The organism is Herbaspirillum sp. GW103, from assembly GCF_000261365.1.
Taxonomy (GTDB): Bacteria; Pseudomonadota; Gammaproteobacteria; order Burkholderiales; family Burkholderiaceae_D; genus Herbaspirillum.
In genome coordinates this window covers 368,689-395,095 of the sequence record NZ_AJVC01000002.1, presented here as the reverse complement: position 1 = coordinate 395,095, position 26,407 = coordinate 368,689, and the positions used below count along the sequence as shown (strand labels likewise).

General features: G+C 62.5%; 19 protein-coding genes. 7 read left to right on the top strand and 12 right to left on the bottom strand.

Features of this window, described 5'->3' with window-relative positions:
* Positions 1 to 172: 172 nt before the first annotated feature.
* A complete protein-coding gene (locus GWL_RS03290; RefSeq protein ID WP_008326633.1) occupies positions 173 to 1,690 on the top strand; it encodes a lyase family protein in 1,518 nt (505 codons plus the stop codon).
* A gap of 37 nt (positions 1,691 to 1,727) precedes the next feature.
* On the opposite strand, the gene GWL_RS03285 is transcribed toward GWL_RS03290, so the two are convergent.
* On the bottom strand, positions 1,728 to 2,636 hold the full coding sequence (locus GWL_RS03285) for an SDR family oxidoreductase (protein ID WP_008326623.1): 909 nt from the start codon (positions 2,634 to 2,636) through the stop codon (positions 1,728 to 1,730).
* 39 nt (positions 2,637 to 2,675) lie between these two features.
* Positions 2,676 to 3,446 (bottom strand): SDR family oxidoreductase, encoded by a 771-nt coding sequence (locus GWL_RS03280; RefSeq protein WP_008326622.1) that lies wholly within the window; start codon positions 3,444 to 3,446, stop codon positions 2,676 to 2,678.
* Between the two features lie 109 nt (positions 3,447 to 3,555).
* On the opposite strand from GWL_RS03280, the gene GWL_RS03275 reads away from it, so the two are divergent.
* The 4 genes from GWL_RS03275 to GWL_RS03260 all read left to right on the top strand — a co-directional run bounded on the left by GWL_RS03275 (position 3,556) and on the right by GWL_RS03260 (position 9,892).
* Positions 3,556 to 4,467 carry a LysR family transcriptional regulator gene (locus GWL_RS03275; protein WP_008326621.1) on the top strand — a complete coding sequence of 304 codons (912 nt, stop codon included), beginning with the start codon at positions 3,556 to 3,558 and terminating at the stop codon, positions 4,465 to 4,467.
* A 186-nt stretch (positions 4,468 to 4,653) separates the two neighbouring features.
* Entirely contained in the window at positions 4,654 to 7,797 is a 3,144-nt protein-coding gene (locus GWL_RS22685; RefSeq protein ID WP_008326620.1) for an autotransporter domain-containing protein, read from the top strand.
* A gap of 351 nt (positions 7,798 to 8,148) precedes the next feature.
* Complete coding sequence (locus tag GWL_RS03265; protein ID WP_008326618.1) at positions 8,149 to 8,994, top strand: ureidoglycolate lyase; 846 nt, start codon at positions 8,149 to 8,151, stop codon at positions 8,992 to 8,994.
* A 145-nt stretch (positions 8,995 to 9,139) separates the two neighbouring features.
* Entirely contained in the window at positions 9,140 to 9,892 is a 753-nt protein-coding gene (locus GWL_RS03260) for an SDR family NAD(P)-dependent oxidoreductase (protein WP_008326617.1), read from the top strand.
* A gap of 157 nt (positions 9,893 to 10,049) precedes the next feature.
* Here the strand turns inward: GWL_RS03260 and GWL_RS03255 are convergent, their stop codons facing one another.
* The 8 genes from GWL_RS03255 to pstS all read right to left on the bottom strand — a co-directional run bounded on the left by GWL_RS03255 (position 10,050) and on the right by pstS (position 19,189).
* Positions 10,050 to 11,690 carry a methyl-accepting chemotaxis protein gene (locus GWL_RS03255; protein WP_008326616.1) on the bottom strand — a complete coding sequence of 547 codons (1,641 nt, stop codon included), beginning with the start codon at positions 11,688 to 11,690 and terminating at the stop codon, positions 10,050 to 10,052.
* Positions 11,691 to 12,171: 481 nt separating this feature from the next.
* Positions 12,172 to 13,482, bottom strand: coding sequence for a phosphate regulon sensor histidine kinase PhoR (gene phoR / locus GWL_RS03250; RefSeq protein ID WP_034349884.1), 1,311 nt, complete (start codon positions 13,480 to 13,482; stop codon positions 12,172 to 12,174).
* An 89-nt stretch (positions 13,483 to 13,571) separates the two neighbouring features.
* The gene (locus GWL_RS03245) at positions 13,572 to 14,249 is read right to left on the bottom strand and encodes a response regulator (protein WP_008326614.1); all 678 of its coding nucleotides are present in this window, start codon (positions 14,247 to 14,249) and stop codon (positions 13,572 to 13,574) included.
* 93 nt (positions 14,250 to 14,342) lie between these two features.
* A complete protein-coding gene (gene phoU / locus GWL_RS03240) occupies positions 14,343 to 15,050 on the bottom strand; it encodes a phosphate signaling complex protein PhoU (RefSeq protein ID WP_008326613.1) in 708 nt (235 codons plus the stop codon).
* A gap of 179 nt (positions 15,051 to 15,229) precedes the next feature.
* Positions 15,230 to 16,030, bottom strand: coding sequence for a phosphate ABC transporter ATP-binding protein PstB (pstB, locus tag GWL_RS03235; protein ID WP_008326612.1), 801 nt, complete (start codon positions 16,028 to 16,030; stop codon positions 15,230 to 15,232).
* A 35-nt stretch (positions 16,031 to 16,065) separates the two neighbouring features.
* Positions 16,066 to 16,962 carry a phosphate ABC transporter permease PstA gene (gene pstA / locus GWL_RS03230; protein ID WP_008326611.1) on the bottom strand — a complete coding sequence of 299 codons (897 nt, stop codon included), beginning with the start codon at positions 16,960 to 16,962 and terminating at the stop codon, positions 16,066 to 16,068.
* Positions 16,962 to 17,999 carry a phosphate ABC transporter permease subunit PstC gene (pstC, locus tag GWL_RS03225; protein WP_008326609.1) on the bottom strand — a complete coding sequence of 346 codons (1,038 nt, stop codon included), beginning with the start codon at positions 17,997 to 17,999 and terminating at the stop codon, positions 16,962 to 16,964. The genes pstA and pstC overlap by 1 nt, the downstream gene beginning before the upstream one ends.
* 140 nt (positions 18,000 to 18,139) lie before the next feature.
* Positions 18,140 to 19,189, bottom strand: coding sequence for a phosphate ABC transporter substrate-binding protein PstS (gene pstS / locus GWL_RS03220; RefSeq protein WP_008326605.1), 1,050 nt, complete (start codon positions 19,187 to 19,189; stop codon positions 18,140 to 18,142).
* 417 nt (positions 19,190 to 19,606) lie between these two features.
* On the opposite strand from pstS, the gene ppk1 reads away from it, so the two are divergent.
* Together ppk1 and sixA are read left to right on the top strand one after the other, a co-directional pair.
* Positions 19,607 to 21,727 carry a polyphosphate kinase 1 gene (gene ppk1, locus GWL_RS03215; RefSeq protein WP_008326604.1) on the top strand — a complete coding sequence of 707 codons (2,121 nt, stop codon included), beginning with the start codon at positions 19,607 to 19,609 and terminating at the stop codon, positions 21,725 to 21,727.
* A 41-nt stretch (positions 21,728 to 21,768) separates the two neighbouring features.
* A complete protein-coding gene (sixA, locus tag GWL_RS03210; protein ID WP_008326603.1) occupies positions 21,769 to 22,248 on the top strand; it encodes a phosphohistidine phosphatase SixA in 480 nt (159 codons plus the stop codon).
* A gap of 133 nt (positions 22,249 to 22,381) precedes the next feature.
* On the opposite strand, the gene GWL_RS03205 is transcribed toward sixA, so the two are convergent.
* Both GWL_RS03205 and GWL_RS03200 read right to left on the bottom strand, forming a co-directional pair.
* Positions 22,382 to 24,142: a methyl-accepting chemotaxis protein gene (locus tag GWL_RS03205; RefSeq protein ID WP_008326602.1), complete on the bottom strand. Its 1,761-nt coding sequence runs from the start codon at positions 24,140 to 24,142 to the stop codon at positions 22,382 to 22,384.
* A 391-nt stretch (positions 24,143 to 24,533) separates the two neighbouring features.
* Positions 24,534 to 26,270, bottom strand: a complete 1,737-nt coding sequence (locus GWL_RS03200; RefSeq protein WP_008326601.1) for a methyl-accepting chemotaxis protein — start codon at positions 26,268 to 26,270, stop codon at positions 24,534 to 24,536.
* Between the last annotated feature and the right edge of the window lie 137 nt (positions 26,271 to 26,407).

Sequence of the window (26,407 nt, the reverse complement as noted above, 5' to 3'; positions counted from 1 at the left end):
TGAGATGGCGTGGCGAGATGACTGTATGAATGCACAGTATATCGTGTCCTGACAAATCGCTACAGATTGGCGTGACTGCGTATGAAGGATGTGACGTGGCTGCCTCCACGCGAAGGGCCGATGACCGCTATCATGGGCGCTGCACATTCCAACATTGCTCCAGGAGACCGCCTTGCCCAAGCCTTCTACCCTCGCCTTTGCGCTGTGCGCCGCCCTGTTGGGCAGCGCGCCCCCGTTGCACGCGCAGCAGCACACGCGCCACGATGAATTCTTCTGGCTGGGTGAAATCAACAAGGCCACGGCGGTCATCAATACCGACGAAGGCTTGCTGGACAAGTCGATGACGCCGCTGTTCGTCAAGGGTATCCGCAAGGTGCTGGCCGATGGCGAGCTGCCCGGGGCCAAACGGCCGACACTGGTGATCACCTTCGAGCCGCTGCTGATCCAGGCCGCCGGCCCGCAGATCACGCTGCTGCATGCGGGGCGCTCCAGCCAGGACATGCTTTCCACCCTGCGCGCGGCCATCCTGCGCGAAGACCTGCTGACCCTGGCCAGCCAGCTCAACGCCACCACCGCCGCGCTGGTAAAGCTGGCTGCCAGCCAGCGCGACACCATCGTGCCCAACTACACCAATGGCGTGGCCGCGCAACCCAACAGCTACGGTCACTACCTGCTGGGCTTCGCGGCCGCACTGGACCGCGACGCCCAGCGTCTGCGCGAAGCCTATGTGCGCCTGGACCGCTCGGCCATGGGGACCACCGTCCTCAATGGCACCAGCTGGCCGCTGAACCGCCAGCGCATGGCGGACTACCTGGGCTTTGCGGCCATTGTCGACAACGCCTATGACGCCGCGCAGCTCTCGCCGGTGGATGCCCCGGTGGAAGTGGGCGCCCTGGTCTCGTCCATCGCCCTGCATGCGGGCGCCTACATTCAGGACGTGATGACGCAATATGCCCAGCCGCGTCCATGGATCCTGTTGCAGGAAGGCGGCGCCAATACCTACGTGTCCTCGGCCATGCCGCAGAAACGCAATCCGGGCCTGCTCAACGGTACCCGGCGCGATGCCTCGCGGGTCATTGCCGATGGCATGGGCGTGCTCATCGTGGCGCACAACCTGCCGCCCGGCATGAGCGATGCCAAGGATGTCAAACCCAACAAGGAGATGGTGCTCAACACGGTCAAGGTACTGAAGAACTGGGAGAGCATTCTGGGGGCGCTGGTCATCGATCCCAAGCGCGCGCTGGAAGAACTCAACAGTGACTGGACCGCATCCCAGGAGCTGGCCGATGTGCTCATGCGCAAGTACAAGCTGCCGTTCCGGGTGGGTCACCACTTTGCCTCGGAGGTGGTGGAGTATGCCAAGGCCAACGATATCCGTCCGCTGGATTTCCCTTATGACCAGGCGCAGCGCATCTATCACGAAGCGGTGCTCAATTCGGAATTCCCGCAGAGCCTGCCGATGTCGGAACAGGAATTTCGCAGCACGCTCGATCCCGTGGCCATCGTGCGCAATCGCGCGACCGTCGGCGGTCCGCAGCCGGCCGAGATGGATCGCATGCTGCGCGAAGCCACGGCAAGAGTGGCGCAACAGGACGCCTGGATCAAGGCCAGACAGCAGCACATTGCCGGCTCGCTGCAAAAGCTGGATGCAGATTTTGATCGGATGGCGGTGGCGGCGGGCGTGAAGTAAAGCCCGCCGGACCAACCATCAGCCAATGACAAGCGCATCAGGCATGCGCTTGCTGGTGTCGCGGCGCAAGCAGATCTGACATGCCGACCCGATGCAGCATTTCCGCACGCAAGCGGTCCAGTACGCCGAAACCGACATCGGCGCCGTCCTGGGCGGGATCGATGTGAACCCGGAATGGCCGCCGCCCGAACGGCTGGGCGAGTACGGCGACGATGGCCTGGGCGACCTGCCCCGCGTCGGCGTCGGCTGGCACGAGGGCGGCAAAGGCTTGCTGGATCTGCTCCCCCAAGCCCGCGTACGGCCCTTGCTCGTACTGTGCCAGCACCGCTTCATCAGCAGGACTGCCGGCATGCGCAAAGTGATTGGTACCGGAAGTGAAGGCGCCGGGCACGATGATGCTGCTCTCGATACCCCAGCGCGCGAGCTCGCGAGCATATTGCACGGCCAGCGCATCCATGGCTGCCTTGGCCGCGAAATAGGGTGCCAGGTAAGGCGGTGTACCACCGGCCGAACTGCTGCTCGACACCCAGACCAGCAAGCCTTCCCGGCGCGACCGCATATGCGGCAACACGGCCCGGTTGAGGCGCTGGGTACTCACGACGTTGACGTCATAGAGTTGCGCGAACTGTTCCGGCGAGAAGGCCTCGGCCGGGCCGAAGGCCATGTGGCCGGCATTGTGGATCAGTACGTCGATGCGTCCGTGCGCGGCGATGATGTCATCGACTGCCGTGTCGATGGAGTCCTGTGACTGGACATCCAGTTCGATCGCACGCAAGTCAGCGGCATGCACCGCGGCGAAGCTTGCCATCTGCTGCACTACTGCCGCATTGCGCCCGGCGGTGGCGCGCATCGAGGCGTAGACGACGTGCCCGGCGCGGGCCAGCGCTTCGGCGGTCAGGCGGCCGAAGCCGCTGGAGGCGCCGGTGATGAGGATCACCTTGTCCATGAAAATCTCCTTTGCTTGTCGGGTGATGAAGCGCCGCGCTCAGATCGAGCCGCCATTGGCACGCACGGTCTGGCCGTTGATCCAGCTGCCGTCGGGGCCGATCAGGAAGGCCACGATCCCGGAGATATCGTCCGGCTGGGCCAGACGTTCCAGCGGCGGCAGCTTGGCCAGGCGCTCGATCTGTTCCGGGGTCTTGTCCTTGAGGAATAGCTCGGTCGCGGTCGGTCCCGGAGCGACGGCGTTGACGGTGATGTTGCGGCCACGCAGTTCCTTGGCGAAGACATTGGTCATGGTCTCGACGGCCGCCTTGGTGGCCGCGTAGATGGAGTAGCCAGGCGAGGCCATGGTCTTCATGCTGCTGGAGAAATTGACGATGCGTCCGCCCTCGCGCAAGCGCTTGGCGGCGATGCGCATGGTGTTGAAGCTGCCCTTGATGTTGATGGCCAGCAGCTTGTCGAAGAGCTCGTCATCCGTATCGGCCAGCATGGTCAGGCCGGGCTGGATGATGCCGGCATTGTTGACCAGAATATCGACGCCACCAAAGAGCGTGCAGGTCTGGTCGAACAGAGCCGCCACCTGAGCCGGCACGGCAACGTCGGCCTGAATGGCGGCAGCCCGCCCGCCGGCTGCGGCAATCTCGGCTACGACACGATCGGCGTCATCCTTGCGGCCGGCATAGTTGACGACGATGGCGATGCCCTGGGCTGCCAGCCGCAGGGCGATGGCAGCGCCGATGCCGCGCGAGGCGCCGGTGACGATGGCGACCTGCTGGCTGGAGGGGCGGGTGGTTTGAGATTGGATGGTGTTCATGCTGGTTCTCCTTGAAGAGGTGGGTGGGTGAAGCGAATGAAAGCATCATCCCATCCTGACCGGATCTCCTGTAGCCGTATAATCGGCATATCGCTTATCCACTTTTTGCATGACCATGTTCAACGACCTGCAACTGCTGCGCAGCTTCGTCACCATCGTCGACTGTGGCAGCATCTCCGCCGCCGCCCGCGCCCTGCACATGACCCAACCCACCCTGAGCCGCCAGCTCGGGGCCCTGGAAGAGCAATGTGGAACCGAATTGCTGCGTCGGGATACCCATCGCATGAGCCTGACCGAGTGCGGGCAGCGCTTCCTTCAGGACGCCCGCGCCCTGATCGAACTGGCCGAGGAGGCCCAGCAGCGGCTACGGCAGGAACAGAGCGGGCTGCAGGGCAACATCCGGGTGTTTTCCACCATCGACTTCGGACAGACCGTGGTCAGCCGGCTCATCAGCAGCTTCATCCAGGCGCATCCTGGCGTGACCATGGAACTGTCCTATTCCAACCGTCCGGTGCACATGATCGAGGAGGGGTGCGATGTCGGCATCGTCGCCGGGACCTTCAGCGATGAGCGCGTGGTGGCCCGTTCGCTGGGGCCGATCAGACGCCACGTGGTAGCCTCTCCCGGGCTGATCGCGGCGCACAGGCGGTGTCGTCGGCCCGAGGATCTGCAGGCCTGGCCCTGGCTGATCCTGGCCTCGCCCAACTTCGGTGGTACACGGGAAATCATGCTGTATGGCGAAGCTGACCAGCAACGCCGGTTGCAGGTGCAGCCGGTCCTGGTCTCGGAAGGCGTCACCAGTCTGCGCGAGGCGGCACGCATGGATCTGGGCGTGGCAGCCCTGCCGACCTGGCTGATCGAGGAAGACCTGGTCTCGGGACGATTGGTGCGACTGCTGCCCCGCTGGGAGGCACGCAGCCTGCCCGCGCACGTGGTCTATCCCGTACGCCGCACCTTGCCGCTGCGTGTGCGCGCCTTCGTGGACTATGCCACGCAGTATATGGCCACCGCCCTGGGCTGACTGCCAGCGGGAATTGAAACGAAATCCACAGCAAGAACTGAAGAACTGTCGAGAAGCGGCATCGCTTGACACTTGACGAGCGGAGTTCCCGATGAATGTGTGAGTTTACGTTAGAATTGGTAACGTAAAAATTGACATAAAAACAATATCAAACTCAATTCGATTCCATTCTCAGGGGAGACTCACATGACCGAAGTCCATTCGTCGCGCGCGGTGCGGCTGAACTATCATCACCACCCCGCCGGCTTTGCGCTGGCACGTTGCACGGCGGCGCTGGTGTTATGCGGCCTGGTCGCACCGCAGGCGCAAGCGGCCTGCAGTGCGACAAACGCCACCGTCACGCAATGCGACAGTACGGCAATCACCATTGCTCCCAACACCGGCAGCTCCAGCGTGACGGTGGACGGTACAAGCTCGGTTGGCATCTACTACGCCCCGCCGTCGAACAGCTCCGGTCAAACCTACAATCAGACCCTCAACGTCACGGGTACCACCTCGCTTTCCAGCACAGCAGGCCAGTCCAACGTCAATGGTGGCATCGGGATCACGCTTGGCACGTCCACTGCCGCCAACAATGACGGCAACACGGTCAACTCCACCATCAACCTGGGCCAGGGAGTGACGATCAATTCGCACGTCCAGTATGGGGCCGCCGTATTCGCCCACAACGATGGCGCGGGCGATGTCAGTATCAACAGCGCCGCCACTGTCACATCGCTTGGCGTGGACAGCAGCAACAATCCCAGCAGCGGAGGATATGGCCTGAGCGCCTCCACCAACCTGGGCGCAGCCACCGTGGTCAACAGCGGCAGCGTCACCGCCACCAATGGACGGGGTCTGTATGCGGACGGCAATTCACGGGCGGTGACCGTGGATGGCAGCTACAACATCACCGGCACCAGCGGGCCTGAAGTCACCGTCAGCATCAACAATACCGCGACAGGCACAGTGGAGGCCTATCAGGCGGCCATTCGCGTCATCAACTACTACGGCCTGGCGCAGGCCAGCAATGCCGGCAGCGCACATTCGACCACGGCACAGGCACTGGTTGCGTGGTCGCAGGCTGGCAATACGACCATCAGCAACAGCGGCACCGCGACCACCGATGACAACAACGCCATCGTCGCCTTCACCGAGCGCGGCAATGCCACCATCAGCAACAGCGGCACCGCCACCGCGGGCAAGCTGGTCTCGGGGTCCGCCGGTACCGCGGGTTTCTCCGCCATGCGGGCAGCGGTGGACTATGTCGGCGACATCACCATCACCAATAGCGGCGGCGCAACGGCGACGGCCAACAGTGACGTTGCCATCGTCGCCCACACCCCCCAAGGCAATGCCAGCATCACCAATGCCGGACAGGTAAGCGGCAAGGCCGGCGTGGCCATGACCAGCGGCGCCGGTCTGGGCAACGACAGCATCAACGACACCTCGGCATCGGCCAGCAACACGATCACCGGCAATGCCAGTCTGACCAACAGCGGCACCATCAGCGGTGTGGACTATGCTGCCTATCTGGATTCCTCCGCCAACAACATCAGCAACAGCGGCACCATCCGTTCCCAGGGCAAATCGCTGATCCTCAGTGGGGGCGCCAGCACCATTGCCAATACCGGCACGCTGGCTGGCGACATCGAGAACACGGCGGCCGCCGCGCTCACCATTTCCGGGGCAAGCGGTTCGGGCTTGGGCGTGCTCACGGGCTACAACAACGGCATCGGCACCATCACCAGCACTGCCGCAGACGTGGTACTGAGCTCGGGCAACCTGCTGCTCAATGACCATATCAATGCCGGCACACATACGGTAAACAACAGCGGCAGTCAGCTGCAGATCAACAATCGTCTGGACATTACCGGCAACTACACGCAAGCGGCCGCTGCCGGATTGATCCTGGGCGTGGCCAATGGCGCCACCACCAATGGCAACAGCGGTGATAGCGGCTACGGTTCCCTGCAGGTCGATGGAAATACGACGCTGGCCGCCGGCACCACCATCTCGCTCAAGAAACTGGACAGCACGTATTCCTTTGCGCGCGGACAGCGCTATGTGGCCATCTCCACCAGTGGCACCACCAACTATGATCCCGCCAACCTGAACTATGTGGCCAGCGGCTTCACGGTCAGCGGTGCCAATGTCATCGATAACGGCCGCACGGCACTGGTGCTGAGTCTGGGCGATGCCGTCAACCCCGCCACCACCAGCAATGCGCAATCCGCCTTCAACGGGCTGATCAACTACGGCGGTGCCAACCAGCGTTTGCTCAACGTGCTCAACGCCGCTCTGGCACTGGGCTCGACAAGCGAGGCCAACAAGGCGGGGGCGCAACTGAGTCCGGCGGCCGGGACGGTGGCGGCCAACCAGGCGGTCTCCAGTGCGACCAATAAAATTGTCGACGTCATTTCTGCGCACGTTGATGGTTTGCGCGTGGCGCAAGCCGGCAGCGGCTCCGGCATCGCCACCGGCGAATCCGCGGGTCACTGGGCCTGGTGGGGGCAAGCACTGGCCGGAAGCGCCCGGCAGAGCATGCGCGATAACGTCAGCGGATTCCGCGCCAGCTACAGTGGCCTTCTGATGGGCCTGGATCGCAGCGTGGAAGAGCGCTGGCGCGTCGGCGCGCTGGCCAGCTACGTCAGCAACTCGGTCGTGGGCCGCGATGACAACGCCGGCAGTTCTTCTCACGTGGATTCCTACGGGGCGATGGCCTACGCCGGCTACACGGCTGACCGGTGGTATGCCGATGCCAGCATTGGTGTCATCAAGCATCATTACGATACGGCACGCGTCATTGATTTCACCGGTTTCTCCAGTATTGCCAGCGGGCGTTTCCAGGGACTGCAGAACATCGTGTCATTGGAAGCGGGTCTGCCTGTGCGTCTGGACCAGATCTGGTCCCGTACCACGTTGACCCCCATCGGCAAGATCAGCTACAGCAATCTGCGTCAGGATGCCTACACCGAAACCGGCGGCAACGGTGCGGCGCTGCGGGTAGACGGGGTATCGGCCAATTCGCTCAAGAGCGAAGTGGGGCTCAAGCTGGAGCGCATGGTCGACACAGCCTATGGAGAATTGTCGCCAGCCATTCAGATTGGATGGCGCCACGAGTACCGCAGCAATGCGCTGCGCACGATTTCAAGCTTTGCTGACGACACCACCGGAACTTCCACCTTTGTCAGCAGCGGCGCCACTCCGCTGCGCGACAGCGGAGTATTCGCCTTGAGCGCCACGCTCGTCAATCGGCAGAATCTGACGATCACGGCGCGCTACACGATGGAAGTCGCGCCAGGTTATACGGCCCAGACCGGGGATTTGCGCTTGCGTTATCAATTCTGATCAGCGGGTGCTGTGCGGCGTTTTTTGCGGAGGACAGTGAACGGGAAGAAGCGGCCTTGTTTCAGCGCTTGTCATTGGGAGATTTCTTTGCCTGGATCGGCAAGACTTGAGCAGCCAAGTCAGCGATTTCGGCCCTCGCGGTTTTCCGGAAAATTGCGATCAACAACAGCGCAGGCTGCCCCATGCAGCACCCCTCCCCCATCAACCACCTATTGGTCTTACCAATAAACTGGTAATATCCAGTTTCCCAAGAACGAAGGCCACCGGCCTGTCGCCCGCCCTCGGCAATCTGAGGCCGCGCAACGGCGCCACGGTGTCAATCAGAGACAATTCTTTCTCAAAGGAAACACGATGAAATTACTGCGTTACGGCCCGGTGGGGCAGGAAAAGCCCGGCATCCTCGACCAGTCCGGCAAGATCCGCGACCTGTCCGCCCATCTCAAGGATGTCAACGGCGCCGTACTGGATGACGCATCGCTGGAGAAAATCCGCCAGCTGGACATCAACAGCCTGCCCGTGGTCGAGGGCTCGCCGCGTATCGGCGCCTGCGTGGGCAACATCGGCAAGTTCATCTGCATCGGCCTGAACTACGCCGATCACGCCGCCGAATCCAACCTGCCCATCCCCGCCGAACCGGTCGTCTTCAACAAGTGGACCTCGGCCGTGGTCGGTCCCAACGACAACGTGAAGATCCCGCGCGGCTCCAGGAAAACCGATTGGGAAGTCGAACTGGGCGTGGTCATCGGCAAGGGCGGCACCTATATCGACGAGAAGGATGCCATGTCCCACGTGGCCGGTTACTGCGTGGTCAACGACGTCTCCGAACGCGAATACCAGATCGAACGCGGCGGCACCTGGGACAAGGGCAAGGGCTGCGATACCTTCGGCCCCATCGGCCCCTGGCTGGTCACCCGCGACGAAATCGCCGACCCGCAGAAGCTGGGCATGTGGCTGGAAGTGGATGGCAAGCGCTACCAGAACGGCAATACCAGCACCATGATCTTCGGTGTGGCGCATATCGTCTCCTACCTGTCGCGCTTCATGAGCCTGCAGCCGGGCGACGTCATCTCCACCGGCACGCCGCCGGGCGTGGGCATGGGCGTCAAGCCGGAAGCGGTCTACCTGCGCGCCGGCCAGACCATGCGCCTGGGCATCGACGGCCTGGGCGAACAGCAGCAGAAGACCATCGACGCCTGATCCGTCACGGTTCACCGCGTCACCCCGCGCTGCCCGTCGGCAGCGCGGCAGTATCCCATCCAGGCACAAGAACAAGAATGACCAAGCGCGGGCACGACTGCGCCTGCGCGATCCAATCGACCGCAACAGGGAAGGAGAAGACACAATGAATCACTACGATTTCCAGGGCCGCAGCGCCATCATCACCGGCGGTGCCCAGGGCTTCGGCTATGCCGTGGCCGAACGCCTGCTGCAAGGCCGCGCCAAGGTGGTCCTCTGGGACATGGACGAAAAAGCCCTGGCCGAGGCCCGCGCCAGGCTGGAGCCGCTGGGCAATGTCGAGACCATCCGCGTGGATATCTCCAGCCAGGCCGACGTGCAGCAAGCCATCGAAGCCACCGAAAAACTGACCCAGTCCATCGACATCCTGGTGCACAGCGCCGGCATCGCCGGCCAGAACAATCCGGTGGCGGACTATTCGCCCGAAGAATGGCGCCGCGTGATCGACATCGATCTCAACGGGGCCTTCTACGTCAATCAGGTGGTGGTCCAGCGCATGATCGCGCAAAACTATGGGCGCATCGTCAACATCGCCTCCATCGCCGGCAAGGAAGGCAATCCCACCGCCTCCGCCTACAGCGCGGCCAAGGCCGGCATGATCGCCCTCACCAAGAGCCTGGGCAAGGAAACCGCAACCCGCAACATCGCCGTCAACGCCATCACCCCGGCTGCGGCGCAAACCCGCATCCTGGAGCAATGCACCCAGGCGCACATCGACTACATGCTCTCCAAGATCCCGCGCGCACGCTTCGTGAAGGTGGAAGAGCTGGCGGCGATGGTGGCCTGGCTGGTGTCCGAGGAAAATTCCTTCACCACCGCCTCCGTGTTCGACCTCTCGGGCGGTCGGGCCACCTACTGATGGCGCCGGGCCGGGCTGGCGGACATGCCCGGCCGATCTGAAGCAGATTGCTTCAGTTGCGCTGCAAGCCTCCGTACTTTCGGCCTACCCAAGACCAGGAACCCGCCCGGATATGAAGGGCGATTCCTGGTCAATTGTTTGTGACCTCGCCATCCCCTCAGGGCAAGGCCGGTCGCGGCGGCGTGATATCCACCGGTGCGCGGCTGGCCGGTTCGGCGCTGGCGTAGCCGACCTGGTCCTGGGCATGCACCTTGAACTGGCTGACCACGTCGGACAGGCGCGCGGCCTGTTCCTGCATGGCTTCGGCTGCGGCGGCGGCCTGTTCGACCAGGGCGGCATTCTGCTGCGTGGTCTGGTCCATGTCGGTGATGGCCAGGTTGACCTGGCTGATGCCGTCGCTCTGCTCGCTGCTGGCGGCGGTGATCTCGGCCACGATATCGGCGACCTGGCGCACGCTGGTCACCACTTCGTCCATGGTGGTGCCGGCGCGACTGACCAGTTCGCTGCCGGAGCCGACCTTGGCCACCGAGTCATCGATGAGGGTCTTGATTTCCTTGGCGGCCGAGGCCGACCGCTGGGCCAGCGAACGCACTTCCGAAGCCACCACCGCAAAGCCCCTGCCCTGTTCACCGGCGCGCGCGGCTTCCACCGCCGCGTTCAGTGCCAGGATATTGGTCTGGAAGGCAATGCCGTCGATGACGCTGATGATGTCGACGATCTTGCGCGAGGATTCGTTGATCGACCCCATGGTGGAAATGACCTGCGACACCACCTCCCCGCCATGCTGCGCCACCGACGAAGCCGAGGCTGCCAGCTGGTTGGCCTGGCGGGCGTTGTCGGCATTCTGGGCCACGGTGGAAGTCAGTTCTTCCATGGCCGAGGCGGTTTCTTCCAGGGCACCGGCCTGGCGTTCGGTACGCGCCGACAGGTCCAGGTTGCCGGTGGCGATTTCGCGCGAGGCCGTGCCGATGGCATCAGTGCCGCTGCGCACCTGGCCGACGATGCGGGCCAGGTTGCCGGTCATGGCCTCCAGCGCGTGCATCAGCTTGCCGGTTTCATCCTTGCGGGCGACCAGGGTTTCGTCGACGCGGGTGGTGAGATCCCCGGCGGCGACCGATTCGGCCACATTGACCGCCTTTTCCAGCGGTCGCGTGATACCCAGCGCCAGGCTGCGTGCAAACAGCCAGCCCAGTGCCACCTGCAGGATGGCCAGGCCGATCATCAGGTTGCGGCTTTCCTGATAGACGCTCTGGATGTGGGCGGCTACCTGGTCGATGTTGGCACGCTGCAAGTTGAGCAATTGTTGCAACTCATCGATATAGCCCTTGGCGGCCACGTCAAAGGGGCCGGCCAGGATCTTGGCCGCTTCCTCAGGCTGGCCATCGGCCTTGGCCTTGGAGATGGCGTCACGGTACTTGATGTAATCCTTGCGCACCTGGCCCAGCCTGGCGAAGACGGCCTTCTCTTCCGGCGACTCGATCAGGGCCTCGATAGCCTTCTGCTGCGAGGTGGACATGCGGCTGGCCTCTGCCGCGTCTGCGGCAAAGAAGGCGGCCAGGCTGGGATCGGCACTCTTGGCAATGGCCGTGGTGCGGCGCACGCTGGTGTGGATGGTGCGGTACCAGTCCGAGACCAGGCGCTCCTTGGTCAGCGGCTCCTGCATCATCTCCCTGGTGGCTTCGGCAATGCCTTGCAGACGCCAGATCGAGAGTGCCACCACAACGCTGGCAGCAGCGAGGATGACGGCAAAACCCAGGCCCAGGCGGCGACCTATCTTCATGTTGGCGAAATAGCTCATCGTTTTCTCTTTTGCGCAGTGGATGGAGGGAGAGACCGGGCATGACGCATACCGGCCTCGGGCGCTTCGGCTGCATGGTGCAACCAAGAGCACCGCAACGCGATCAGGAATTTCCTGACAACAAGCTTCCGACACGGCTAAGGAATGACCACAGCCGCTTCAGGTTGCCACTTGCACACAGCACCATGGGCCGTGTGGCATCAAGCAAGGTAAAGCCCGCGCGAGATTCGCACATGCACTTTCTCCGGCAATGATCACAGGCTTGCATCACGGCCTATCCGGGCAGACGCCCCCGCAAGCGCACCGGATCGCGAGGCGACATTGTCACCAGCAAGGCAGAGTGACAGGCATTCGTAGTTTCACTTACTGACGTCGCGTCAGCGATGAGCTATGGCGCCATGGTACGCCGGGAGGGCGAATTCAAAGAGAAAAAAAGGATGCCGAAGCATCCTTTCCATTTGGTTTGAGCGCCGCGCAGCGCTCATTGCTGCGCAGCATAATCGGCGATGGTCTGGGTCGTCGGGAAGTGCACCGTGAAGGTACTGCCGTGATCCGGCACCGAGGCGATCTCCAGCGTGGCATGGTGGCGCAGCAGCACGTGACGCACGATGGCCAGGCCCAGTCCGGTGCCCTGGGTCTCGCGCGAGCGGCTCTTGTCGACGCGATAGAAGCGTTCGGTCAGGCGCGAGATGTGTTCGGGGCTGATGCCGATGCCGGTATCCTGCACCGCAAAATGCGCGCCCTGCTCGTCGCTCTGCCAGCGCAGGGTGATGGTGCCGCCTTCCGGGGTATAGCGCACGGCGTTGGTGACCAGGTTGGTGAAGGCACTGCGCAATTCCTCGGCATTGCCCTTCAGATCCGGCCCCTCGACGACGAGACGGATATCGTGCTTGCCCGCCGACAAGGCCCGCCCTTCCTCGGCGATACGCTCCAGCAGCGGACGCACGCGCAGCACTTCGGAGCGCAAGGGGTAGTCGATCGACTCCAGGCGCGTGAGCGTGAGCATGTCGTCGATCAGGTTCTGCATGCGCTGGCCCTGCTCGGTCATGAGCTTGAGGTGCGCCATGCGGGTGGCTTCCTCCAGGTTGGGCTGGGCCAGGGCGATTTCCAGGAAACCGTTGATGACCGTCAGGGGCGTGCGCAGCTCGTGCGAGGCATTGGCCACGAAGTCACGGCGCATCATGTCGATGCGCTGGGATTCGGTCACGTCGTGGGTGACCAGGATCTGGCGCCGGTTCTCGAAGGGAATGATCTGGATGATCAGCTTGCGCTCATGCAGAGCCAGCGTGAGCGGCTGCTCGTAGCGGCCCAGGATGATGTAATCGATGAAGGCAGGATTGCGGATCAGGTTGGTCACGCGCATGCCCTTGTCGCGATCCAGCTTCAGGCCCAGGTGCGACTGCGCGGCCGGATTGCACCACTCCAGGAAGAGCACGTCATCCATGATCACCACACCGTCCGGCAGCAGGCTCATGGCCTGGCGAAAGCGCGCCAGCCACTCGGCCAGTTCGGCCTGGTTCCTTTCGTCGTCACGGCGCATGCGGTACAGGCGCGCATACACATCGGTCCAGGCGCCCCAGCCATCGGGCAGGCGTGACTGGCCGGAATCGTCCAGCCAGGTGGACAGGCGCAGCAGGTAATGCAGGTGGGCGATCATCATCGCGCCCACGCCCAGTACCGCCGTGACCAGTCCGATGATGGGACCAAAAAAGAAAGCGACGACTCCCGCTCCGGCCAGGCATAACACCAGGCGCAATACAGCAGGAATCCAGAACAGAAGTTGTGGACTCATTGATTTGACAGATAAATCTTGGAAGCGCCCGCGCGCCGAATTTGTAATTGTCCTGATTATGACTGACGCGGGCGGATTGGTCTTTGATCTTACTTGGTCGAGAGCATATAGCCGACGCTGCGCACCGTCTTGATGAGGTGCTCGGCATCGCGCAGGGCCTTGCGCAGGCGCAGCACGTGTACATCGACGGTACGTTCCTCGATCACCACGTGGTCCCCCCAGACGCGGTCGAGCAACTGGCTGCGCGAGAACACGCGGTCAGGATGGGCCAGGAAGAACTTGAGCAGCTTGTATTCGGCGTGGCCGATATCGATACGCGCCCCCGACAGGCTCACCGAGCAACTGGCCGGATCGAGCGTGACGGGACCGGCCGACATCACCTCCTGCGCATGTTCCGGGCTCTTGCGACGCAACAGCGCCTTGATGCGCGCGGTCAGTTCGCGCGGGGAGAAGGGCTTGGTGATGTAGTCATCGGCGCCGTTGTCGAGACCGGCGATCTTGTCTTCTTCCATGCTCTTGGCAGTGAGCATGATGACTGAGAGTTGCTGCAACTGGCGGTCGGCGCGGATGCGCGAGAGCAGGTGCAGGCCGCTGCGATCCGGCAGCATCCAGTCCAGCAGCACCAGTTGCGGTGCGCGATGCTGGACGAAGTCCCAGGCCGCCGCCGCATTGGAGACCACGAAGCTGGACCAGCCTGCCTCCTTCAGGGTAAAGGCAATCAGTTCGGCAATGGAGGGTTCGTCTTCGACGATGAGGATAGTGGTCATGATAGTCAGGCTTGTTAGCAGTATCGCGGGTCTCCCCTCCGCAATCCGGTGGTGGCTGCCGTTCCCCCGCTGCCACCGCCGGTGCCGTCGTGCTTAGTCTTCTTCCTGGGTCGTCTTGGCCGAAGCGAAGTCGGTATGGCGGATATCCTTGCCACCGACCACGTAGACCACGTATTCCGCGATGTTCTTGGCATGGTCGCCGATACGTTCGATGGCCTTGGCCACCCACAGGGTATCGATGGAACCGGAGATGGTGCGCGGGTCTTCCATCATGAAGGTGATGAGGCTGCGGGTGATGGAGCGGAAGCCGTGGTCGATGCGTTCATCCTGCTTGATCAGTTCGGCGGCCTGCTGGTCATCGAGGCGGGCGAAGGCATCCAGGGCGCTGCGCAGCTGGTCCATGGCCTGTTCGGCGATCAGGCTCACGGTTTCGTAGTGCGAGACCAGGCCGATACCGCGCTTGTGCAGGTGGATGGCGGTACGGGCGATCTTGGTCGCCTCGTCGCCCACGCGTTCCAGGTCGGTGATGATCTTGATGGTGGCCATGACGGTACGCAGGTCATTGGCGGTCGGCTGGCGACGCACGATGAGATGGCTGCAGGCATCATCGAGCTCGACTTCGAGGCGATTGACGGCTTCGTCGTCCTTCATCACGCGATGGGCGACATCGAGGTTGCCGTTGCGGAAGGCCGCAATCGCATCCTGGAACTGGTGTTCCACCATGCCGCCCATGGCAAGCACCTTGGAGCGGATCTGCTCCAGATCCTGGTCATACTGTTTGGAGGAATGATCGCCGGTCATGTGACGTCCCTAAAAAGAAATTCTATAAATAATATATACAATGCAATGACTACGGTTCGGGGTGCGGCATGGGCGTAGCGAGCAATCCCGAGGTCTGCGGGAGAAGCGCAGCCGTACTGGGGTACGGCGAGCATCGCAGCGCAGAGATCGGGATGCGCAGTAGCCCAGGCCGTACCCTATTAGCCAAAGCGGCCGGTGATGTAGTCTTGGGTTTCCTTGCGCACCGGATTCATGAAAATCTGGTCAGTCTCACCAAACTCCACCAGCTCGCCCAGGTACATGTAGGCGGTGTAATCCGAGCAACGCGCCGCCTGCTGCATGTTGTGGGTCACGATGGCAATGGTGTAGTCGTTCTTCAATTCACCGATCAGTTCTTCCACCTTGGCCGTCGAAATCGGATCCAGTGCCGAGGTCGGTTCATCCAGCAGCAGCACTTCCGGCTTGACTGCCACACCGCGCGCAATGCACAGGCGTTGTTGCTGACCGCCGGAGAGCGACAGGCCGCTCTTGTGCAGCTTGTCCTTGACTTCACCCCACAGTGCCGCCTTGTTGAGCGCCCATTCGACGCGCTCGTCCATTTCGCCCTTGGGCAGGTTTTCATACAGGCGGATACCGAAGGCGATGTTGTCGTACACCGACATCGGGAACGGCGTCGGTTTCTGGAACACCATGCCGACCTTGGCGCGCAGCATGTTCAGATCCTGACCAGGTTCGAGGATGTTGTTGCCGGCATAGAGGATCTTGCCCTCGGCGCGCTGGCCGGGGTACAGGTCATACATGCGGTTGAAGGTACGCAGCAGCGTCGACTTGCCACAGCCCGAGGGACCGATGAAGGCGGTCACCTTGCCTTCGTAGATGTTGAGGTTGATGTTCTTCAAACCCTGGAATCCGCCGTAATAGAAGTTCAGTTGCGAGACTTCCAGCGTGGCCTTCTGGGCCGCAGCGGCGTTCAGAGGTGCGGTCGGAGCGTGGCTTGCCATTTGATGAGCAGTAGTCATGTCGGTCACTTGGAGAATTAGCCGGGGATTTGTTGTTTGAACAGGGTACGCGAGAGCACGTTAAGCAGCAGCACGCTGAAGGTGATCAGCAAGGCGCCGCCCCATGCCAGCGAGACCCAGTTGTCATACGGGCTCATGGCGAACTGGTTGATCACCACCGGCAGGTTGGCGATCGGACGGTTCATGTTGGTGCTGAAGAACTGGTTGTTCAGGGCGGTGAACAGCAGCGGAGCGGTCTCGCCCGAGATACGCGCCACGGCCAGCAGCACGCCGGTCACCACACCGGCCTTGACGGCGCGCAGGCGCACGATGATGGCCACCTTCCAGCGCGGCGCGCCCAGGGCGAAAGCCGCTTCGCGCAGGCCGCTGGGGACCAGCTTCAACATGTTGTCGGTGGTGCGCACCACCACCGGAATGGCAATCAGCGAGATGGCGAAGGTACCGGCCCAGCCCGAAAAGTGGTTCACGTTGGCCACGTAGATGGCGTAGATGAACAGACCGATGACGATCGACGGTGCCGACAACATGATGTCGGTGACGAAGCGGGTCACCTGGGCCAGCTTGCTTTCCTCACCGTATTCGGCCAGGTAGACACCGGCCAGGATACCGATGGGGGTGCTGATGAGGGTACTGATACCGACCATCATCAGCGAACCGACGATGGGGTTCAACAGGCCGCCGCCAGCGTCGCCCGGACCGGGCGTGTTTTCGGTCAGCAGGCCCAGGTTCAGGGCGGCCACGCCCTTGAAGACCAGGGTCAGCAGGATCCAGGCCAGCACGAACAGGCCCAGGCCCATGGCCAGGAAGGAGAACAGCATGCCCATGCGATGCTGCAGCAGGCGGCGACGATAGACGGGATTGACGGCTTGCGCCTGATCGGCGCTCTTGATGCCGGCTTGTGCGGTCTGGCTCATTATTTGGCTCCTTCCTTGCGGGTCATGCCCATGAGCATGATCTTGGCAGCGGACAGAACGATGAAGGTGATGACGAACAGGATCAGGCCCAGCGCAAACAGCGAGGACACGTGCAGCTTGCTGGAGGCTTCGGCGATTTCATTGGCCAGGGTCGAGGCGATCGAGTTGCCGGCCGAGAACAGCGACCAGGACAGGCGGTGCGAGTTACCGATCACGAAGGTCACCGCCATGGTCTCGCCCAGCGCACGACCCAGGCCCAGCATGACGCCGCCGACCACGCCGGTCTTGGTGTAGGGCAGCACCACCTTGCGCACCACTTCCCAGCGGGTGCAGCCCAGGCCATAGGCCGATTCCTTCAGCACGGCGGGCACGACTTCGAAGACGTCGCGCATCACCGACGAAATGAAGGGGATGATCATGACCGACAGGATCAGGCCGGCGGTGAGGATGCCGATGCCCATGGTGGGGCCCGAGAACAGCACACCAACGCCGGGGATCTGGCCCAGGGTGGCCTTCAGGAAGGGCTGGCCGTATTCGGCAAAGAGCGGCGCAAACACGAACAGGCCCCACATGCCGTAGATGATGGAGGGCACGCCGGCCAGCAGTTCCACGCAGGTGCCCAGCGGGCGGCGCAGCCTGGCGGGGCAGATTTCGGTCAGGAAGAGCGCGATACCGAAGCTGACCGGGAAGGCGATCAGCAGGGCGATGATCGAGGTCGACAGCGTGCCGACGATGGCGATCATGGCGCCGAATTCGTTGTTGGTCGGATCCCATTCGACACGCGTGATGAAGCCTGGTCCGAATGCCTGGAAGGCAGGCGCGGCGCCGATGATGAGGGAAACGATGATCCCGCCCAGCATCAGCAGCACGGACAGGGCGAAGATCAGAGTGATCTTGTGGAAAAGGAAGTCCTGCAGTCGCTGGCGGCGCATGACGGCCATCAACTTCTCGCGCGCGGCTTGCGCACTTTCAGTCTCTGTCGGGGATTTTTTGACTTCGGTGTTCGACATTGCCGTGGTGGAATAATTAGCGCTCATTTGAATTCACCATTAAAACGGGCCATCGCCGCGAATGCTCTGTTGTCCAGAGTTGCTCGTTTTCGCTGCGATGACCCGAATACTCCGTGGGGAGAGGCTTGATTGGCCGGGCCCTCAAGCCCGGCACGGCTTGGCCGGAATTACCAGATGGCCTTGCCGCTGCTGTCCTTCAAGTTGCTCTTCCAGGACTCTTCCACCAGCTTGGTGACCGATTCCGGCAGGGGCACGTAGTCCAGTTCGGAAGCAGTCTTGCCACCGTTCTTGTAGGCCCAGTCGAAGAACTTCAGGACTTCGCGGCCCTTGGCGCCATCGCCATCCTGTTGCTTGTGCAGCAGGATGAAGGTGGCGCTGGAGATCGGCCAGGAATCCTTGCCGGCAGCGTCGGTGAAATCAACGGCGAAGCCAGGGGTCTTGGCCCAGTCACCGTGGGCGGTAGCAGCCTTGAAGGAGGTGTCGTCCGGGGAGACGAAGTGACCATCCTTGTTCTTGAGCTGGGTGTAGTTCAGCTTGTTCTTCTTGACGTAGGCGTACTCGACGTAGCCGATCGCGCCCTTGACCTTCTGCACGTTGGCGGCAACGCCTTCGTTACCCTTGCCACCCACGCCGGTGGGCCACTTCACGGCAGTACCGGCACCGATCTTGCTCTTGAAGTCGGCGTTGGCCTTGGACAGATAGGAGGTGAACACGTAGGAAGTGCCCGAAGCGTCCGAACGGTAGACGACGGTGATGTCTTCAGCCGGCAGCTTCACGCCCGGGTTCAGGGCGGTGATTTCCGGTGCATTCCACTTGGTGATCTTGCCGGCGTAGATATCGCCCAGCACTTGGCCCGACAGCTTGATCTGGCCGGGAGTCACGCCGTCCAGGTTGACCACGGGGACCACGCCACCCACCACGGCGGGGAACTGGGTCAGGCCGGCTTGAGCCAGTTCAGTTTGCGGCAGCGGGGCATCGGAGGCGCCGAAATCGACGGTCTTGGCCTTGATCTGCTTGATACCGCCGCCAGAGCCGATGGACTGGTAGTTCAGGCTGTTGCCGGTGGCGGCCTTGTACTGCTCGGCCCACTTGGCGTAGACCGGGTACGGGAAGGAGGCGCCAGCGCCAGTGATTTCTGCTGCATGCACTGCACCGCTGAAGGCGAACGCGCCAGCTACTGCGATTGCAACAGACTTGATCAGATGGTTAAACCCCATTTCTGCTACTCCTATGATTTTGAAGAGAGGATAGTCACCGAGAAACATCACATCGAGAGGGATGACTTTCGAGACAGGGCGAACTTTAACCAGCTATTGTGACGAGTTTATGACCCGAACTTGTCATCCAGATCAGATCGCAGCAGGTCGATAACTATCAGAAAGATCACTTCAGGCGAACTCTGGCAAGCGCCCGAAAAACCAGTTTGCCAGGCGCCATGCGGCTTTCCTGACAGTTTGATGTCCTGCCCCAGGGCGGGCAGCAGGCAGGGTTGCCATCTGACAAATATGATTTTGTCATCATATTGAGATGGATTTATACTGGGAAAGTGTAACAATGCCTCACAGGTGTTGTCATAAACTCGTCATACCTCCTAAATACACTGCCCGCTCAAAGTGGATGGACAGGGACCATTGATGACCAGAAAAGCAAAGCCGGAAAGCAGTACCCAACCTGAACTTCCTGCCAATACGATTTACCTCAACCGTGAACTGTCGCAGCTGGCCTTCAACCGCCGCGTATTGGCCCAGGCCGAAGACGACAGCGTGCCGCTGCTGGAGCGCCTGCGCTATCTGTGCATTTGCAGCAGCAATCTCGATGAATTCTTTGAAGTGCGCATCGCCAGCCTGCTGGCCAATCGCATCGAGGGCGAAAACATCGATCCGCCCGAACTGCGCGCCGCACTGGAACGTACCAGCGCAGAATGCCACCGCATCGTCACGCGCCAATATGAACTCTTGAACGATGAGATCCTGCCGCAGCTGGCCGCCAATGGCATCCACCTGCTGCGCCATGACGACCGCAATGATGCCCAGCGCGCCTGGGTGAAGCACTATTTCGAACAGCACGTGCGCCCGCTGTTGACGCCCATCGGGCTCGATCCGGCGCACCCCTTCCCGCAGGTGCACAACAAGAGCCTCAATTTCATCATCGAGCTCTCCGGCAAGGATGCCTTCGGACGCGGCACGGCGGTGGTCATCGTCAAGGCACCGCGTGTGCTGCCGCGCGTGATCAAGCTGCCGGACCATCTGTCGGCCAAGGGGCAGTCGTCGTTCTGCCTGCTGTCCTCGGTGATCCATGCGCATATTGCGGACCTCTTCCCGGGCCGCGACATCACCGCCTATTCGCAATTCCGCGTCACCCGCAACAGCGACCTGTGGGTTGATGAAGAAGAGGTCAAGAACCTGCGCCAGGCGCTGGAGACCGAATTGCAAAGTCGCCAGTTCGGCGTGGCGGTACGCCTGGAAGTGGCGGCCAATTGCCCGGAACACCTGGCGCAGTTCCTGCTGAACCAGTTCAACATCGAGCGCAACCGTCTCTATGCGGTGCAGGGTCCGGTGAACATGGTGCGCCTGGGTGAGATCGCCAACCTGGTAAACCAGCCGGAGCTGCGCTTCCCGCCCTTCTCCCCCACCCTGCCGCCGCAGCTGGCCAATGAAAACATCTTCGCCGCGCTGGACAAGAAGGACGTGCTGCTGCACCACCCCTTCCAGTCCTTCCAGCCGGTGGTGGACTTCATCCGCACGGCTGCGCATGATCCGAGGGTGCTGGCCATCAAGCAGACCATCTACCGCACCGGCATGAACTCGGACCTGATGGAAGCCCTGATCTACGCCGCCCAACACGGCAAGGAAGTGACGGTGATCGTGGAGCTGATGGCGCGCTTCGACGAGGAAGCCAACATCAACTGGGCGGTGAAGCTGGAGCAGGCCGGCGCCCAGGTCGTCTACGGCGTGGTCGGTCTGAAGACCCACGCCAAACTGGCGCTGGTGATCCGCCGTGGCGAGGACCAGAACCTGCGTTTCTATGCGCACCTGGGCACGGGCAACTATCACCCCAACACCACCAAGTTCTACACCGACTTTGGCCTCTTGACCTCCAACCAGGAACTCACGGCCGAGGTCAACGAAGTCTTCATCCATCTCACCAGCCTGACCAAGCCGCGCAATCTCGTGCACCTGTGGCTGGCGCCGTTCTCGCTGCAGAAGGAAATCATCCGTGCCATCCGCAACGAGAGCCAGATCGCCCGCGAGGGACGACCTGCCCGCATCATTGCCAAGATGAATGCGCTGCTGGATGAATCCGTGATCCGCGCGCTCTATGCGGCCTCGGCCGACGGCGTCAAGATCGACCTGATCGTGCGTGGTGCCTGCGCGCTGCGTCCGGGCGTGCCGGGGCTGTCGGAAAACATCAAGGTGCGTTCCATCATCGGGCGCTATCTGGAACACTCGCGTATCTATTACTTCCGCAACGACCTCAAGCACGATGTCTACCTGGCCAGCGCGGACTGGATGAACCGCAATCTGTTCCGCCGCATCGAAGTCGCCTTCCCGGTGCTGGACAAGGTCCTCAAGAAGCGCGTGATCAACGAAGGACTCAATCCCTACCTGAAGGACAACACCCACGCCTGGCACCTTGACGTCAACGGTGTCTACACCCTCAAGAAAGCGCGCAACAAGCAGCAGTGTTTCAACGCCCAGCAGCACCTGATGACCACGCTGGGCATTCCGGCGACACCACCGGAAGAACCTGTGTGATGCTGCCGGTGGCCGCCTGCTGATTTCCTCAAGGAGCTGAGATGGACCTGATTCTGTGGCGTCATGCCGAGGCCGAGCTGGGTGAGCCCGACGAGGGCCGCGCCCTGACCCCCAAGGGTCACAAGCAGGCCGCCAAGATGGCCGAATGGCTGGACCGCAACCTGCCCGAAAGCTGCCGCATCCTGGTCAGTCCGGCCACGCGTACCCTGCAGACGGTGGAAGCCTTGAAACGCAAGTACAAGGTGGTGGCCGACCTGGCCCCCAACATGAGCGCCGACGACCTGCTGCGCGCGGCCAACTGGCCCGACAGCCGCGAACCGGTGCTCATCGTGGGCCACCAGCCGACGCTGGGACAGGTGGCCGCGCGCCTGATCTCGGGCCAGCCACAGGAGTGGTCCCTGCGCAAGGGCAATGTATGGTGGATCGCCCAGCGCGAGCGTGGAGATATCACCACCAACTATCTCAAGGCCGTGGTCGCACCCGAATTGCTGAACAGTCCCGGCAAGCATCCTCCCCGTTGAAAGCCGCACCGGATGGCTGGATCAAGCCGCCATAGCCCCAAAGTGAACAAAAAAATCGCCGCACCCCGTCCAGGCGGGCTGCGGCGATGCTTCATGCAGAGAGGTGAAGTGAATTGCAAAAAAACGGACGGCCTCAGAAGGTTTCCCAGTCGCCGTCATCGCCCCCGCTCGGGACGCGTGAGGCTGGCTTGGCCTTGTTGTCCGCAACCGGCGGCAAGGCCGCCCGCTTGAGCACCGGGGCGACCTTGGGCGCCGCCGACGACGCCGGTGCCGCAGGCTTGACTGGCGTGGCAGCCGGCTTGGGCGCCGGGCGCTGTGCCTGGACCGGGGGCCGCACAGTCGCCGTCTCGCCCTGCCCCACACGGAAGATCGCCACTTCCTGCATCAGCGCCTGGGCCTGTTGTTCCAGCGACTTGGCGGCGGCACTGGCCTGTTCCACCAGGGCAGCATTCTGCTGGGTCGCTTCATCCATCTGCGTGACCGCCCGCGAGACCTGATCGATACCGGCGCTCTGCTCGTTGGAGGCTGCCGAGATCTCGCTCATGATGTCGGTCACGCGCTGCACCGCCTGGATCACGTCATTCATGGTGTCGCCGGCCTGGCCGACCAGCTCGGAGCCCGCCTGTACGCGCTCCACCGAGTGCATGATCAGTTCCTTGATTTCCTTGGCGGCACTGGAGGAGCGCTGCGCCAGCGCGCGCACCTCGGTGGCCACCACGGCAAAACCGCGCCCCTGCTCACCGGCGCGCGCGGCTTCCACCGCCGCATTGAGGGCCAGGATATTGGTCTGGAAGGCGATGCCGTCGATGATGCTGACGATGTCGGTGATGCGTGCCGAACTCTCGCGGATCTCTTCCATGGTCTGCACCACGCGGCCCACCACGGTATTGCCGTCGGCGGCGATGGTGGAAGCATTGACCGCCAGTGTGGTGGCCTGGCGGGCATTGTCGGCGTTGTGCTTCACGGTACTGGTCAGCTCTTCCATGCTGGAAGCGGTTTCCTCCAGCGCGGCGGCCTGCTGCTCGGTACGCGCGGACAGGTCCAGGTTGCCCGAGGCGATCTCGCGGGTGGCCGTGGCAATCGCATCGCTGCCGCCGCGCACGGCGCGCACGGTACGCGTGAGGCTCTCCTGCATGCGTGAGAGGCCTTGCAGCAACTGGCCCATTTCATTCTTCGAATGCACATGCACCGGCTGGGTCAGGTCGCCGCCGGCAATGGCATCGAAGTGGTGCAATGCGCGCTGCATCGGCTCGCCGATGGCACGACGCAGCGACCACCAGCTGAAGAAAGCCAGCAGCAGACCGGCGACGATGGCCACGATGGAGAACAGGCGCGAGGCTTCGAAGCGCGCCATGGTCGATTCCACGCTCTGGGCCGCCTGCTCGGTCTCATACTTGCTCAGGGCCTGGCCGTCGAGCTGCATGACGGTATAAATGGTGCCGACCTTGCGCGCCTGGTCGGCGATAGCCTGGCGGTCACCGCCCTTGATTACCTCGGCGAAGCGAACCAGTTCCTGTTCGGTCTTCTCGATGCCGTCGGAGACCTTCTTGACCAGCACCTTGCCGTCTTCGGTCTGGGGCAGCGCGGTGTACTTGCCCCACCACTGCAGGGCTTCCTTGCGCGCATTGGCATCCATGCCCATCATGCGCTCGGCCCAGGCGGGGTCATTGGTCATGGCGGCCTGGTCCAGCGAGGTACGCTGGCGGCCGATCCAGATCAGGGTATTGTCGGCGGCAACGGTCTTGGGAATGCGTTCTTCGGAAAGCTGGCGGTTGATGCTCACGGCCGCAGACATGCCCAGCTGGCCCGACAGGCCCAGCGCCAGCAGCAGGAGGGAAAGCACAAGGACGGCAATGGCAAGCTGCGCCTTGATCGAGAGGTTCTTGAGGGACATGGACTGGTTCCGGTGGATGAAGGGAAAGATGCCGTTCTGCGGATCCCCGGGGGCAGCGGGCTGCGCGCAACTGGCGTGATCGTCGCAGGGCCTGTGTGGCCCCTTGCGCGACGTCGCGCTCTTTCCCCCCGGTGCTGCAGTTGACCGCCCGCCCCTTGCCGGAACGATCCGTCTGCAACGTTTGATATAGCTTTACGGCAACTTCGCAATTATCTTGAATTCTCACGAAACGTGCTTGCCACCCGCTGAAAATAAAAAAGCGCCGCCACCTTCACGGGTAGCGGCGCTTGCACGTTGAGCTGCATTTCTGTTGATTTTTTGTTGATTGACGGTTCACTGAAGTTACATCATGAATTCACCGACCAATACAGTCGGACCACCGCACAGCCGATCAGAATTCCTCGAAATCATCATCCCGCGTCACGGCGGCAGGCTTGCGTTTGGCCGAGCTCGCCGCAGCCGGCAGAGCAGCCACCGGCGGACTCTTCGCCGCGCTCACCGCCGGTGCCGGGTTGACGGTGCGTGTCGTTGGCGGACTGCTCATGGTCGGTACGAACGCCGACTTCTGCGGTGGCACCTGCTGCGCCGTCTTCAGCCTGAACACGCCCACCGCACGGGCCAGCACATCGGATTGCTCCTGCAGACTTTCGGCGGCGGCGGCGGCCTGCTCGACCAGGGCGGCATTCTGCTGGGTGATCTCGTCGATCTGGGCGATGGCGTTGTTGACCTCGGCGATGCCGGCACTCTGCTCCTGGCTGGCGGCCGTGATCTCGCCCATGATGTCGGCCACGTGCTTGACCGAGGCCACGATCTCGCTCATGGTGGCGCCGGCTTCGTCGACCAGCTTGCCGCCGGCATCGACCTTGTCCACCGAGTCACTGATGAGTTGTTTGATTTCCTTGGCGGCGGCGGCACTGCGCTGGGCCAGCCCGCGCACTTCGGAGGCCACCACCGCAAAACCGCGGCCCTGCTCGCCCGCCCGCGCGGCTTCGACGGCGGCATTCAAGGCCAGGATGTTGGTCTGGAAGGCGATGCCATCGATGACACCGATGATGTCGACGATCTTGCCCGAGCTTTCCTTGATCGATCCCATGGTGGCCACCACATCGCCCACCACGCGGCCGCCCTTGGTAGCGTAGTCCGAGGCCGACAGCACCAGCTGGTTGGCCTGCTGCGCGTTGGCGGCGTTCTGCTGCACGGTGGAGGTGAGCTGCTCCATCGAGCTGGCGGTTTCTTCCAGGCTGGAGGCCTGCGACTCGGTGCGGTTGGAAAGATCGACGTTGCCGCGCGCGATTTCATGCGAAGCCACGGCGATGACGGCTGCGCTTTCCTTGACCTCGTTGAGCGTGCTGGCCAGATTGCCCTGCATGGCATCCAGGGCATTGACCAGTTGCGCGGCTTCATCGCGGCCCCGGTCGTGGAAGTCGTGACTCAGGTCGCCACGGGAAATCGTTTCCGCAATCTGTCCGGCACGCTTGAGCGGATTGACGATGGAGCGCGTGATGACGAAGGTGAGGAAGAAACCCAGCGCCAGCGTCAGCCCTCCCATGGCCAGCATGCCGATCTGGGCCTTGCGATAGCTGTCCTTGGCCTCGGCGTGGGCCTGCTTCATGTCCTCCTGCTGGAACGCGGCCAGCGCGGCCACGCTGGCCATCCACTTGTCGTGGGCAGGCAGGAAATCACTCTTCAACTGCTGGGCGGCATCGAAGTAATTGTTGCTGGCCACCTGCTGGCGGATCTGCTCGACCAGCGGGAACAGCTTCTTGCTCTGGTCATTGGTGGCCGCCAGCAATGACTTGCCCTGCCCCTCGGTAGAGAGCGCGGTGATCTGCTGTTCATAACCGGCATAGGCCTTCAGAATCTGCCCCAGGTGGGCATCCTCGGCCTTGCCCTCGGCGGCGTCGGTGGGCGTGACCACCTTGCGCAGAGCCAGGGCCAGCTGGCTGCCGGCCTCGCGCATGTTCATGGCGGCGGTCATGGCGCTGACCTTCTGGTCAATCACGTATTCGCTGCTGTTTTCCAGCTCGGCCATGCGCCACAGACCGATCAGCAGGATGGCGGTGGCCAGCAGCAGGATGAGGCAGAAGCCGAAGGCCAGGCGACTGCCGATCTTGAGATGTTGGATCATGGATGCTCTCTTCCTGGTAACGCAAACGTCGACAATGCTGCAGATGTCGGCACGGGCACAGAGGCACCGCGCACGTTGCTCTTTTTAATTGCGTGTTCTTGCGCTCACGCAGGAGCATGATTCATGCCTGCCCTGCC